Source organism: Pseudomonas paraglycinae (assembly GCF_021601625.1).
GTDB classification, from domain to species: Bacteria; Pseudomonadota; Gammaproteobacteria; order Pseudomonadales; family Pseudomonadaceae; genus Aquipseudomonas; species Aquipseudomonas paraglycinae.
The window spans coordinates 33532-46544 of sequence record NZ_BQHR01000011.1 but is presented as its reverse complement, the minus strand read 5'-3'; the positions used below and the strand labels follow the sequence as shown (position 1 = coordinate 46544).

At 60.3% G+C, this 13013-nt stretch carries 10 protein-coding genes; 5 read left to right on the top strand and 5 right to left on the bottom strand.

The window, feature by feature from the left end:
• The first annotated feature begins 88 nt into the window (after positions 1 to 88).
• From L6D82_RS17530 to L6D82_RS17520, 3 genes are all read left to right on the top strand, one after another.
• Positions 89 to 1228 (top strand): glycerate kinase, encoded by a 1140-nt coding sequence (locus L6D82_RS17530; RefSeq protein WP_102688046.1) that lies wholly within the window; start codon positions 89 to 91, stop codon positions 1226 to 1228.
• Positions 1229 to 1451: 223 nt separating this feature from the next.
• Positions 1452 to 3077 carry a methyl-accepting chemotaxis protein gene (locus tag L6D82_RS17525; protein ID WP_102688047.1) on the top strand — a complete coding sequence of 542 codons (1626 nt, stop codon included), beginning with the start codon at positions 1452 to 1454 and terminating at the stop codon, positions 3075 to 3077.
• Positions 3078 to 3118: 41 nt separating this feature from the next.
• Positions 3119 to 4306 (top strand): pyridoxal phosphate-dependent aminotransferase, encoded by a 1188-nt coding sequence (locus L6D82_RS17520; RefSeq protein ID WP_134020210.1) that lies wholly within the window; start codon positions 3119 to 3121, stop codon positions 4304 to 4306.
• A 125-nt stretch (positions 4307 to 4431) separates the two neighbouring features.
• Here L6D82_RS17520 and L6D82_RS17515 read toward each other — a convergent pair whose 3' ends face one another.
• The 5 genes from L6D82_RS17515 to L6D82_RS17495 all read right to left on the bottom strand — a co-directional run bounded on the left by L6D82_RS17515 (position 4432) and on the right by L6D82_RS17495 (position 9688).
• Positions 4432 to 5400: a 2-hydroxyacid dehydrogenase gene (locus L6D82_RS17515; protein WP_236190648.1), complete on the bottom strand. Its 969-nt coding sequence runs from the start codon at positions 5398 to 5400 to the stop codon at positions 4432 to 4434.
• A 21-nt stretch (positions 5401 to 5421) separates the two neighbouring features.
• Entirely contained in the window at positions 5422 to 6720 is a 1299-nt protein-coding gene (locus tag L6D82_RS17510; protein ID WP_102688049.1) for an MFS transporter, read from the bottom strand.
• A 137-nt stretch (positions 6721 to 6857) separates the two neighbouring features.
• Positions 6858 to 7823 (bottom strand): sugar kinase, encoded by a 966-nt coding sequence (locus tag L6D82_RS17505; protein WP_102718700.1) that lies wholly within the window; start codon positions 7821 to 7823, stop codon positions 6858 to 6860.
• A complete protein-coding gene (locus L6D82_RS17500) occupies positions 7816 to 8598 on the bottom strand; it encodes a sugar phosphate isomerase/epimerase family protein (protein WP_102718701.1) in 783 nt (260 codons plus the stop codon). The genes L6D82_RS17505 and L6D82_RS17500 overlap by 8 nt, the downstream gene beginning before the upstream one ends.
• Positions 8599 to 8662: 64 nt before the next feature.
• A complete protein-coding gene (locus L6D82_RS17495) occupies positions 8663 to 9688 on the bottom strand; it encodes a LacI family DNA-binding transcriptional regulator (protein WP_102718702.1) in 1026 nt (341 codons plus the stop codon).
• A 241-nt stretch (positions 9689 to 9929) separates the two neighbouring features.
• Here L6D82_RS17495 and L6D82_RS17490 point away from each other — a divergent pair, with 241 nt between their 5' ends.
• Together L6D82_RS17490 and L6D82_RS17485 are read left to right on the top strand one after the other, a co-directional pair.
• On the top strand, positions 9930 to 10730 hold the full coding sequence (locus L6D82_RS17490; RefSeq protein WP_085745560.1) for a hypothetical protein: 801 nt from the start codon (positions 9930 to 9932) through the stop codon (positions 10728 to 10730).
• A gap of 155 nt (positions 10731 to 10885) precedes the next feature.
• Positions 10886 to 13012 carry a hypothetical protein gene (locus L6D82_RS17485; RefSeq protein WP_102718703.1) on the top strand — a complete coding sequence of 709 codons (2127 nt, stop codon included), beginning with the start codon at positions 10886 to 10888 and terminating at the stop codon, positions 13010 to 13012.
• The last annotated feature ends 1 nt before the right edge of the window (position 13013 follow it).

Below are 13013 nucleotides of genomic sequence, written 5' to 3'. Positions count from 1 at the left end.
AATAAACGCCAATCCAACTTGTGCAGCGGACAGGCGTCAACGCACAAGGCGACTGGCAGCATGAGGGCATTGGAACTGGAGAATTCGTATGAAAATCGTCATCGCCCCCGATTCGTTCAAGGACAGCCTGAGTGCCCAAGGCGTTGCAGAAGCCATCGCGCTGGGCCTGGCGCAGGTCTGGCCGCAGGCGACGCTGGTCAAATGCCCGATGGCCGACGGTGGCGAAGGGACGGTGGAGTCGATTCTCGCCGCGTGCGAAGGCGAACTGCGCCGCACCCGCGTGCGTGGCCCGTTGGGCGCAGCAGTTGAAGCTGCGTGGGGCTGGTTGCCGCATAACCACACCGCAATCATCGAAATGGCCGAGGCCAGCGGCTTGCAACTGGTGCCGCCGGGGCAGCGTGATGCGTGCATCAGCAGCACGTTCGGCACCGGTGAACTGATCCGCGCTGCGCTGGATGCCGGCGCACAACGCGTCATTCTGGCCATCGGCGGCAGCGCCACCAATGACGGCGGCGCCGGCGCGATGCAGGCGCTGGGCGTGAAACTGCTGAATGCTCAAGGGCAAGCTCTGGTGCCGGGCGGATTGGCGTTGGCGCAACTCGCACGTCTGGACCTGAGCGAACTCGACCCGCGTCTGGCTTACGTCCGTTTCGACATCGCCGCTGACGTCAACAATCCACTGTGCGGCCCCCACGGCGCTTCGGCGATTTTTGGCCCACAAAAGGGCGCATCACCGGCGCAAGTTCAACAACTGGATCAGGCCCTCGGCCACTTCGCCGGACTCTGCGCGCAGGCGTTGGGCAAGGACGTACGCGATGAACCGGGCAGTGGTGCCGCAGGTGGGTTGGGCTTTGCCGCCAAAGCGTTTCTCGGCGCACGCTTCCAGGCCGGTGTCGAAGTCGTCGCAGAACTGGTCGGACTGTCCGACGCAGTGAAGGGCGCAGATCTGGTGATTACCGGAGAAGGGCGCTTCGATGCCCAGACCCTGCGCGGCAAAACCCCGTTTGGCGTGGCGCGGATCGCCAAGCAACACGGCGTACCGGTAATCGTCATTGCCGGTACGTTGGGCGAGGGCTATCAAGCGCTCTACGATCACGGCATCGACGCTGCATTCGCGGTCACCAGCGGCCCGATGTCCCTGGAACAAGCCTGCGCCGAAGCCCCGCGCCTGTTGCGTGAACGTGCAACAGATATTGCTCGCGTATGGGGTATGGCAGCTCCAGCCTGACCTGTCAGTCATCATCTGAAGCGAAGGGTGTTTCACCGCTGAAACACCCGCAACACTTTGAAAAATATTTCATCTTTCCCCGCAATCTTCCTCAAGCCTGGCCGATACAGAAGTCAGGCGCACACAAGACTTCTTAAAACAGTGACGCCGGACTGAAGCCCGCCCCAAGGGCCAGTGATCACGGCATGGACGCTCGTAGTTTCATTCATCCGAGAGTCCTCCTATGTCCTTGCGTAATCTGAATATCGCGCCCCGTGCCTTCCTCGGTTTTGCCTTTATTGCCTTGCTGGTGATCGTGCTTGGCGTGTTCGCCGTCAACCGCATGTCGATCATCCGTCAGGCTTCCCTGGAGATGGACTCGACGCAGTTGCCAAGCGTCACCCAACTCGCCGTGGTCACGGAAAACGTCTTGCGTCTGCGCATTCTGTCGTTCCGCATTCTGGTCAACCGCGAACCGGCTGGTTTGCAGGAAGCCCAGACCCGCATCGGTGTGCTGGTGGACAAGGTGCGCGCTGCCCAGGCCAGTTACGCAGTCCTGCCGGCCGGCCCGGAGGAACGCGCGTTATATCAGGAGTTTTCGACGACTCTCGACAACTATGTGCTAGCGCAGAACCAGATGATGGAGCTGTCGCGCCAGGACAAGCTCGACGAGATGCGCGCCCTGATCAACACGAAGATCAAGGACGGCACCGACAAGATGGGCGAACAGCTCAACAAGCTGATTGCAATCAATGCCGCCGACGCGAAGACCGCTTCCACTCAGGCGGGTGAGTATTACAACAGTGCCATTACCGGCATCGTCGCCGTGGCCGTGATTGCCGCGTTGCTGACCGTGCTGTTGGCCTGGCTGTTGACCCGCAGCATCGTCACCCCGCTGAACCGCGCGGTCGCTGCCGCGCAAACCATCGCCGGCGGCAACCTGACCAAAGTCATCGAAATCGACGGCAAGGACGAACCGGCGCGCCTGCTTGAAGCGCTGGCCGCGATGCAGACCAACCTGCGCAAGACCATCGAACAGATCGCCGGCTCCGCTACGCAACTGGGCGCCGCCGCCGAAGAGCTCAGCGCCGTGACCGAAGAAGCGTCCCGTGGTCTGCAACAGCAGAACGACGAAATCGAACAGGCCGCCACCGCCGTCAACGAAATGAGCGCTGCGGTGGAAGAGGTCGCACGCAACGCGGTGTCGACTTCCGAAGCCTCGAACCAGTCGACCCACGCCGCCCGTGAAGGTCGCGACCAAGTGGTGAAAACCGTCGATGCGATCCAGACCATGACCCACGACGTCCAAAACACCGCGCAAATGATTGAAGGCCTGGCCGCTCAGGGCCGCGACATCGGCAAGGTGCTGGACGTGATCCGCGCCATCGCCGAACAGACCAACCTGCTGGCGCTCAACGCCGCCATTGAAGCCGCCCGTGCCGGTGAAGCCGGGCGTGGCTTCGCGGTGGTAGCGGATGAAGTTCGCGCCTTGGCCCATCGCACCGCGCAGTCGACCCAGGAAATCGAAAAAATGGTCGCCGGCATCCAGAACGGCACCGGCGAAGCGGTCGAGTCGATGCAACAGAGCAACCAGCGCACTCAGTCGACTCTGGAAATGGCCCGTGCCGCCGGCATCGCGCTGGAGCAGATCACCCAATCGATCCACCAGATCAACGAACGCAACCTGGTGATCGCCAGCGCTTCGGAAGAACAGGCGCAGGTGTCCCGCGAGGTCGATCGCAACCTGGTCAACATTCGCGACCTGGCCACCCAATCAGCTGCCGGCGCGAATCAAACCAGCGCCGCGACCCACGAACTGTCGCGTCTGGCGGTGGATTTGAATGCGATGGTGGCGCGCTTTGTGATTTGACCTAGGGTGAAGGCTGGAGACCGCGCAATCAGGAGACGTACATGCGCTATTCAGCCTTGACCCAACGAATCGCCGGGGAGGGAGCAGCAGCCTGGCGGATTCACGACCGAGCGCTGGAGCTGCGCGCCGAAGGGGTCGATGTGTTGCTGCTGTCGGTGGGTGATCCGGATTTCGATACGCCGCTGCCGATCATCCACGGCGCCATCGACAGCCTGTTGGCGGGCGATACCCATTATTCCGAAGTGCGCGGCCGGCTGGAGTTGCGCAGGCGCATCGCCGAGCACCATCGGCAACGCAGCGGCCAGGACGTCGATGCCGAGCATGTGATCGTGCTGCCCGGCGCGCAATGCGCGGTGTATTCGGTGGCGCAGTGTCTGCTCGATCCGGGCGATGAAGTGATCGTCGCCGAACCGATGTACGTGACTTATGAAGGTGTGTTCGGTGCCTGTGGCGCAACCGTGGTGCCGGTGCCGGTTCGCCCGGAAAACGGTTTCCGGGTCGATCCGGCGGATGTCGCGACGCGGATCACTCCGAAAACGCGAGCCATGTTGCTCAACAGTCCCAACAATCCCTCCGGTGCGAGTCTGTCGCTGCTGATCTGGCAAGAGCTGGCGGCGTTGTGCATCCGCCATGACCTGTGGCTGATCAGCGATGAGGTCTACAGCGAATTGTTATACGAAGGTGAGCACGTCAGCCCGGCGAGCCTGCCGGGCATGGCCGAGCGCACCGCGACCATCAACAGTCTGTCCAAATCCCATGCGATGACCGGGTGGCGGATCGGCTGGATGATCGGGCCGAAACCCTTGGCCGAGCATTTGGTAAATCTGTCGCTGAGCATGTTGTTCGGTCTGCCGGACTTTGTGCAGAAAGCGGCGCAGATCGCGCTGGAGAAAGATCTGCCGGAAGTGACGCAGATGCGCGAGGAATACCGGTTGCGTCGGGATCTGGTGTGCGAGCGGTTGCGTGGTTGTCCGGGGTTGTACCCGATCAAACCGGATGGCGGGATGTTCGTGATGGTCGACGTGCGCCAGACCGGGCTCGGCGCGCAGGATTTTGCCGAGCGATTGCTGGAGGGTTATGGGGTTTCGGTGCTGGCAGGCGAAGCGTTCGGGCCGAGTGCGGCGGGGCATATTCGCATCGGGCTGGTGGTGGATAGAGTAAAACTGGCGGATGCGTGTTCGCGGATTGCACTGTGCGCTGCGCAGCTTCTCCAGGTGCGCAGCGCCTGAGGGTCTCCTCCTGATCGTTCCCACGCTCCGCGTGGGAATGCAGCCCGGGACGCTCCGCGTCCCTTCCAGAGCTGGAACGCGGAGCGTCCCTTGAGGCATTCCCACGCAGAGCGTGGGAACGATCATCAGTGGAGAGAATTCACCAGGTTGGCGGGTTTTTCACCGGCCAACGCCGCCAACAGATTCTCCACCGCACACCGCGCCATCGCCTCGCGCGTCTCATGGGTCGCCGAGCCCATGTGCGGCGTCGCCACCACGTTGTTCAGCTGCAACAACGGCGAGTCATGATTCAACGGCTCACGCTCGAACACATCCAGTCCCGCAGCGCGAATCCGGTTATGGCGCAAGGTGTCGATCAGCGCGGCCTCATCCACCACCTTGCCCCGGGAAATGTTGATGAAGATGCTGTCCGGCCGCATCAGCGCAAACTGTTCCGCGCCAATCAAACCTTCAGTCTGCGCCGTCAACGGCAAGGTCAGACAGATGAAATCCGCCTCCTGTAACAGATTTTCCAGGCTGCGGTACTTCGCATCAAAACGTTCTTCAACCGCCGGTTTGCGCGACTGGCTGTGATAGATCACCGGCATCCCGAACCCGAAATGCCCGCGCTGCGCCAACGCCTCGCCAATTCGCCCCATACCGATGATGCCCAGCGTCTTGCCATGCACATCGGTACCGAAATGCGCCGGGCCGATGCTGCGGTGCCAGTGACCGCCGCGCACCATGTTCGCCAGCTCCACCACCCGCCGGGCGGTGGCCAGGATCAACGCGAAACCGGTGTCGGCGGTGGTTTCGGTGAGCACGTCCGGGGTGTTGGTCAGCAGGATTTTGCGCCGGGTCAGGTAATCGATGTCGTAGTTGTCGACACCCACCGAGACGCTGGAAATCGCTTCAAGCTTCGGTGCCAGATCGAGCAGCGCCGCGTCCAGTTTCAGGCTGGCGCCGAGCAGGCCTTGGGCGGCGGGCAGGGCGTCGCGCAGCTTCATCACACCGTCCGCGTCGAGGCTGTCGATCAGCGTCACGTCGACCTGTTCCTCAAGGCGCGCCATCAGCGCCGGCGACAGTTTCTTGTACAACACAACCTGCTTTTTCATCGCAGTCATCTCTTTATCAATTCAGGAATGGGCCGGCAGCGGACGCGGTGCGACGCGCTTGGCCGTCACCCGGTCGCTGGCGCCGGGCTTGAGAAAAATCGTCAGCACCACCGAGAGCATCAGCGCGCCGCTCATCAACAGGTACGAAGCGCCGGGCGAACCGGTGGAGCTGTTCAGGTAACCGACCAGATACGAACCGCCGAAAGAACCGAGGGCGCCCATGCTGTTGATCAGCGCCATGGCGCCGCCGGCAACGTTGGCCGGCAGAATCTCCGGGACGATGGCGAAGAACGGCCCGTAAGGCGCGTACATGCAGGCGCCGGCAATCACCAGCAGCGTGTACGACCACCAGAAATGCTCCGCGCCCAGAGCGTAGGAGCCGTAGAACGCCACCGAGGCAATCAGCAGCGGCGGCCAGACGAAACGTTTGCGCTTTTGCAGTTTGTCCGAGCCCCACGACACCAGCAGCATGCCGATCACTGCCGCCAGATACGGCAGGGCCGACAGCCAGCCGGCCTCGATCATGTCCATCTGCGCACCGGCCTTGAGGATCGACGGCAGCCACAGCACGAAGCCGTAGACGCCGATGCTCCAGCAGAAAAATTGCAGCGCCAGAATGATCACCTTCGGCGAACGGAAGGCCTCGGCGTAGTTCTTCACCGCTTTGATGCCGACCTGTTCGGCAGCGAGCGCGCTTTCCAGATCGTGCTTTTCCTGCTCGCTGAGCCACTTGGCCTGGGCCGGACGATCATCGGCGAGCTTCCACCAGATGAATGCCCAGAGCACCGCCGGCAAGCCTTCGATGATGAACATCCAGCGCCAACTGAAATGCTGCACCAGATAGCCCGAAACCACCGACATCCACAGCATCGTTACCGGGTTGCCGAGGATCAGGAAGGTATTGGCCCGCGAGCGTTCGGCGCGGGTAAACCAGTGGCACAGGTACACCAGCATCGCCGGCATCACCGCCGCTTCGACCACACCGAGCATGAAGCGGATGACGATCAGCCAATAGGCGTTGGAGACCACGCCGGTCAGCGTGGCGAGCCCACCCCAGAGGATCAGGCTGACGAAGATCAGCTTCTTGACGCTGTGCTTCTGCGCGTAGATCGCGCCGGGCACCTGGAAGAAAAAGTAACCGAGGAAGAACAGCGCGCCGAGCAGCGAGGACAGGCCCGGCGTGATCATCAGGTCGGCGGCCATCCCGGAGGCAGCAGCGAAGCCGTAATTGGCGCGGTCGAGGTACGCCAGGCTGTAGGTGATGAACACGATCGGCATGATGTACCACCAGCGGCGGGTGGCGAGGGTTGCGGTTTTCATGGTCTTGCTCCTGAGCTTGTTGTTTTTGTCGCAGCAGGTTCAATGGTTTATTGCTTGCTCGTTCCCACGTCGAGGCGTCGAACCGTCCGCGTGGGAATGCCTCCGGGGACGCTCCGCGTCCCATGTGACGCAGAGCGTCACGAGCTGCATTCCCACGCAGGAGCATGGGAACGATCAGCGGTGAGTTCGGATCGGGTCGGCAAACCCTCCATGTCGCCACGGCTCTGCACCGCACGACTGCCAATCCAGTTGGCGCGTCTGACGGCTTCGGGAAAGCTCTGATGCTCCAGCAGGGCACTGATCATCCCCACCGCAAACCCATCCCCGGCACCGACCGTATCGACCACGGTTTCGACCGGAACCCCGGCGACAAAACCCTGATCCAGATGCGTGCGGTAATACGCACCCTGCGGCCCGAGCTTGATCGCCACCGCTTCGGCACCCTGATCGAGATAGAACGCGGCGATATCCGCCGGGTCTTCAAACCCGGTCAGCAGTCGCCCTTCGCTCAACCCCGGCAACACCCAGTGGGCGAGGGCGGCGAGGCGGTTGATCTCGCGGATCATCTCTCGCTCGCTGGCCCACAGGCTCGGACGCAGATTCGGGTCGAACGAGACGCTGCGCCCGGCGTTGCGCATGCGGGTCATCAGTTCACGGGACATTTCCCGCGCCGAAGCCGACAGCGCCGGCGGAATGCCGGTGGCGTGCAGGTGCCGGGCGCTTAACAACGTCGGGGTGATCGACTGCGGCGACAGATGACTGGCCGCCGAGCCGCGACGGAAGTATTCGACCGTCGGATCGCTGCCGTCATCGTTGCGCGATTTGAGCTGGAAACCGGTCGGGTGCGCGTTGTCGACGTCGACATGGCTGCAATCCAGACCTTCGCGGGCCAGGGTTTCAACGACAAATCGTCCCAGCGAATCAGCACCGACCCGGCTCAGCCACGCCACCTTGAAGCCCAGTCGAGACAGTCCGATGGCCACGTTGCTGTCCGCCCCGGCAATCCGCTTGTGAAACTGCTCGACCGAGGCCAGATCGCCGCTCTGTTCAGCAACAAACATGGCCATGGTTTCGCCGAATGACAGAATATCGATCTCAGACATGAGCAGGCTCCAGACGAGACTGGCCGAGGCGGGCGAGGGCGGCGACGTGTTCGGTGGTGAGTTGCACCAGATCATCGCCCTGCAACGGGTATTCGGCGGCGCGCATGACCCCTTGGGCCATGTGCCGCAGCAGTTGTTCCCACAGATGCAGGTCAGTGGCAGCGGGCGGCACCGCGACCAGTTTGCCGTCGGCACGGCGGGCCACGGCTTTGCAATGCACGTAACCGACATGACGGCCCAACAGTCGAGCGGCACCGGTGGCGGACTGGTCTTGCCACTGCCAGTTGCCGATATCGAAAGTCATCTTGATTGGCAAGTTGTGTTGCTCGACGGCGGCGAAGAAGCGCTGGAACGGTTCGATCCGCCCGCCGTGCAGCGTCTGATCATTTTCTACCAGCAACTGCACCGGGCTTTGCGCAAGGATTTGCGCCAGCGTCTGCAGATCGTTGTTGTCGGTGAAAAAACCAAGGGAGACCTTCAGCCACTTCGAGCCGAACGCTTCGGCGTTTTGCAGCGCGGTGATGAGTTCCGGATTGGGCCGCGACTGACCGGCGAGCCACAGTTCGGTCGGTGAGGAATAGATGCTTTGCAGGCCTTGGGCTTGCGTGGCGGTGGAGAGTTGTTCCGGGACTTCGTTGGTCAGCAACTCTTCGCGCCATTCGATGCGATGGGCGCCGGCAGCGGCCAGCACTTCGATGAACGAAGCCTGACCACGACGGCGAACAAGGTCGGCACCGTAGCTGGAGAGGCTGATGGAAACGGCAGGTTTATTCATTGTTATCTACCTCTGAAACCGGTTTCATTTTTGTTCAAAAAATTTTGGGTGGCCCCGTAGGGCCTTATTCCGCCTTGCTGCGCGTCGAACCGCGCTCAATCAGCACCGGTGCAAAATCCAGCGTCCGCGCCGCTTCATCATCCCCACGCAACCGCTTGAGCAAGCACTCAAACGCCCGCGCACCAATCTCCTCCGTCGGCTGAGCGAGGGCAGTAATCCCGCTGCCCACCAACGGATACCAGTCCAGATCATCCAGCGCGATCAACCCGACATCCTCGAACAACCGGCAGCCAATCTCGCGCAAGGCCAGGGTGCAAGCCAGCGCCGCCACGCCGTTGGCGCAGAACAGGGCTTTCGGGCCCGAATCAGGTGCGTTCAAAAAGGTTTGAAGATCGTTCGCAAGACTCGAACCGGTTTCCAGCACCGCGCCACGGATGTCTTTGCGCTGACCAATCTGCTGCTGAAAACTGCTGACCCGCTCGATCCGCGAACTCGTGCCGTCATAGGGTTCGGTCACCAGCAGCACATTGCGATAGCCACGCTGCTGAAGATGTTCGAGCGCCATCTCGATGGCCTGCGGGTTGTTCAATCCGACCATGTCACTGTCGAGCCCCTCGACCTTGCGATCCACCAGTACCAGCGGCATTTCCCGCTTCAGCCCATCCAGCTCATCCCGATGATGGCCCAGGGTGTTCACGATCAGCCCTTCGATGTTGTACGAGCGCAGCAGCGCCAGGTGCTGGCGTTCCTGCTCGTCATCGCGGTCGGTGTTGCACACCACCAGGCTGTAACCGTGCCGGCGGCAGGCGGTTTCCACCCCGTGCATCACGGCAATCGAATAAGGGTTGCGGATATCGGCCACCAGCATGCCGATCAGGCGGGTGCGGCCGCGTTTCAAACCACGGGCCATTTGATTGGGGCGATAGCCGAGTTCGGCAATCGCCTGCTCGATGCGCTGGGCAATGGCATCGGAGAGCAGGGCGCGGTCATCGCCGATAAAGCGCGAGACGCTGGCCTTGGACACGCCAGCGTGTTCGGCGACATCGAGCATGGTCACGCGGCTGCGCTGGGCGGCGGAGAAATCGTTCACGGTTGAAAAAGCCTTTTTATTGGAATTGTTCGAGTCAGCGCGGCAAGGCTGAAACCGGTTTCAGATAACCGCATTAACCATCGCTTCGTCAAGCCCGAGAAGGTCTGAATCAGAAACAGCTGAAGGTCAATTCCGACCAGCGGTCATCAAACCTGTCAGATCTGACAGTAGGCGAAAGCGCGGTTACTGCGTTTAATTTCTTCCGAAGCAAAGTGTTTTTTACGCCTCTGGAGAACAGTGGATGAGCGCCAAAAAATCCATCGGGACATTCGCCTTGCCGTTGACCATCGAAGGGGTGGGTGCCGACAAAGTGCTGCCTCTGGATGCGCATATCAACGGCGTCACACTGCGCATGTCGCCGTGGGTTGCACCTTCGATCATCCCCGGCAAAAGTGATTTGCTGGAGATCTGGATACTTGAGCCCGGGGCAATATCCGAGACGCGTTTCTACAACAACCTGTTTCCGGTTCCGGTGGTCTTTCCGGGCACGATCCACCTGCCTGCGCAGTACTTGCAACAGACAGGCGACATCACGTTGAGGTACCGGGTGACCTCCGGCGACACCAGTAATGAAGATGACTCGATACCGCAAGTGTTCATCCTCAAGCGCCCGGTTCCGGTCAAATTGAAAGAGGTGGTTTATCCCGACGCGAACCTTTGGGGCTGGCTCATGTGTTTAACATTCCCGGCGATCTGGGATGTGGTGGTCGTGCGGGTTCCGGCGCAACCGGGAACGTTTCTGGCGAATGATGAGTGCGTACTGAATTGGGAAGGCTGCACGAGCCTGAACGGTGTCAACCCAATTCCGGGCACGGCGCTACGAATTCGAAAAACGCTGTCGCAACAGGAAGCGACCTCTCCCCAAGGGTTCGATTTCAGACTCGACAGTAGCTACTACGTCCAATACATCAAACCGATCGAATTCGGATCTGCGATGTGCACCTACACCCACTACCGAAACGGTGTTGCGCTGGCCAGTTCATATCCGGAATTCGTGAAGATCGACAGGCGCCTTTCCGGGAAACCGCCTTGCGGTCCTTGAATCAAGCAGTCCAAAAAAGCAGTGAAAAGCGATAGATCCAACAAAACGTTGGCAGAACGTCAATCCCAGGAACATGCAGCCTGCAGTCGCGAAATTCTTCATTGGGAAACAACGTTGATGGTTCAACAACACACTCATCGATGGAGTTCACGAACATGAATATGCAGGTTAAAACGGGTGGTGGTGCTCTGGCGTTGCCGCCAACGATTGTGGATCAGTTGGCAGATGGTCGACTGACGTATCAGCAACTGAAAGTTGATAAAAAAGTGACATTTCAGTTGGCGGACGTTGATGACAAAACTCCGGATGGTGCGCACCAAATTCAACTGTATATCTTTCCGGAAGGGGCGCAGCTGATACCGGGAGATCCGACTTATTTAGTGGACACTAAGCTTAAAGCCAGCCAGCCAGGAGGTGACTGGACTTTTCCGGTCAGTTTTGACCGGACCGACACGCAGCTCAGTATCTTCGTCGACAAGTTCTCGGCTAGCGGGGATTACAACAAGTTTTTTGCAGCGTTCGTTATCATTGACGCATTCGGGAACCTCGACAACTCTCAACCGCATCTCGAGATCCTCATCGACCTGACTGCACAATGGCAGCGCCAACCCGGCACTGGCAATGGCACCGGCAATCGGCCGCCGCAGATCAGCCTGACAGGTTTGCCAACCGTCATCGATGACGATTGGTTGAACAACCCTGCCAACGCTGGCGGCTTGAACATCACCATTCCAACGGGCTGGACAAAATTCGAACCAGGCCTTGATCTGGTCAACTTCTTCATCTCCCAACTCACCACATTCACCGGCATGCAAGGTGAGGGCGCTGTTGTTGTAGATTTGCCGGTGCGGCCTGACGGCGTTATCAATATTTCACTGGTCATTCTGCAAGCGTTGAAGGATGGCGCGTATTTTTACTCCTACAACCTAGAGGATGCCGCGGGCAATATCAGCAACAACGCGTCCATCACGCTGCTGTTCAATCGGGTCAGCGCACCGGCCCCGGTGCTGGGTATTCCAAGGATTCCGGCGACCGGTATCAACGGTCAGACGCCCATTACGCTCGCATCATTCAAATCTGATCCAGATGCAGTGGTAATGGAGATCGATTTCCCGACCAACTCGTTGCAAGATGACCGAATCCTGCCGCATATCATGGATTCGAAGGGTATTGTCCATGATCTTGCGGAACAGACAATCCCGGCGCCAGGCACTGCCGGGCCGCTGAAATTCGTGATTGATTACGCCTTTTGGGCGGTGGTCTTCGGCGACCCTAACCGGGACACCGAAGAGCAGGTCGAGTACTGGTACGAATTGATTCGCTCGACGATTACACCGAATCCGGTTTCCACGCCTCAGCAATTTGCTACTGTCGATTTTGCATACGCCGGGGATGAGCAGCCGAACCTTCCTGAACTGGAAAACCCCAATGCCATCCCGGTGATCGTTCAGGGTGGCGGCACGCCTGTGCCTGCACCCAACACGCTTGGCCCGGCTCAGGCCGGTCTTGATGCAACCATGATCTGGAACTTGTGGACAAATCCTCTGCGGCCGATTACCGGTCGAGAAATCGTCACGTTCTTCTATCAGGGCAAACAAGTGGGTCCGCCTGTGGGCGTGCAGGTTGGCGCGACGAGGGTCACCACGCGATTGCCTTGGGCCGAGATTCTGTTGGAAGGGAACGGCACCGGCGCTACCGCGCGCGAGGCCTACATTGTTGTCTCCTACCCCGGCAGTTCAAACGCGATGACGCAGACGCCTGTTACGCGTGTCAACGTGACAGCGATCGTGATCAATCTGCCGGCGCCGAAGATTGTCGTTTCGGCTTTCAGAACCCCCACCGGTGCGGTGGTTCCCGAGAGCTTCTTGATGTCCGTCAACTGCCCGTGTCTGGATCACCCGGCTGTCGCGAACGGACCGATGCCGCCGTATGAGGCTACACGCAGACTGCGGATCAGGGTCGAGCGGGATGCCAACATCCCGACAGGTGCAACGGTTGCGTTAAAATTTGAGGGGCGGACGACCAACGGAGCTGGCGGGACGGTGATACCCAACACGCCATTCACAGATTCCAAGCCCATGCCTGCAACGGGCCCTCTGGAATTTAACGTGCCATACACCAATGTCCGTCCGATCCAGCTGCCGAGCCCCGGTCCTGGCCAGCGTCCGGCGACTCAATATGCGTACATCGAGTATGGGGTCAACGGCATTACAGCGTCGGTCATCGTCCCTGTCGCGCTCTTGAACTCGAGCCTGGTGTATTGCGACCAGAACCGTCCTTGAT

Coding starts and splice junctions, on each gene's coding strand:
- L6D82_RS17530 (WP_102688046.1), top strand. CDS start 89: ATGAAAATCGTCATCGCCCCCGATTCGTTCAAGGACAGCCTGAGTGCC.
- L6D82_RS17500 (WP_102718701.1), bottom strand. CDS start 8,598: ATGAATAAACCTGCCGTTTCCATCAGCCTCTCCAGCTACGGTGCCGAC.
- L6D82_RS17485 (WP_102718703.1), top strand. CDS start 10,886: ATGAATATGCAGGTTAAAACGGGTGGTGGTGCTCTGGCGTTGCCGCCA.
- L6D82_RS17520 (WP_134020210.1), top strand. CDS start 3,119: ATGCGCTATTCAGCCTTGACCCAACGAATCGCCGGGGAGGGAGCAGCA.
- L6D82_RS17505 (WP_102718700.1), bottom strand. CDS start 7,823: ATGTCTGAGATCGATATTCTGTCATTCGGCGAAACCATGGCCATGTTT.
- L6D82_RS17510 (WP_102688049.1), bottom strand. CDS start 6,720: ATGAAAACCGCAACCCTCGCCACCCGCCGCTGGTGGTACATCATGCCG.
- L6D82_RS17525 (WP_102688047.1), top strand. CDS start 1,452: ATGTCCTTGCGTAATCTGAATATCGCGCCCCGTGCCTTCCTCGGTTTT.
- L6D82_RS17515 (WP_236190648.1), bottom strand. CDS start 5,400: ATGAAAAAGCAGGTTGTGTTGTACAAGAAACTGTCGCCGGCGCTGATG.
- L6D82_RS17490 (WP_085745560.1), top strand. CDS start 9,930: ATGAGCGCCAAAAAATCCATCGGGACATTCGCCTTGCCGTTGACCATC.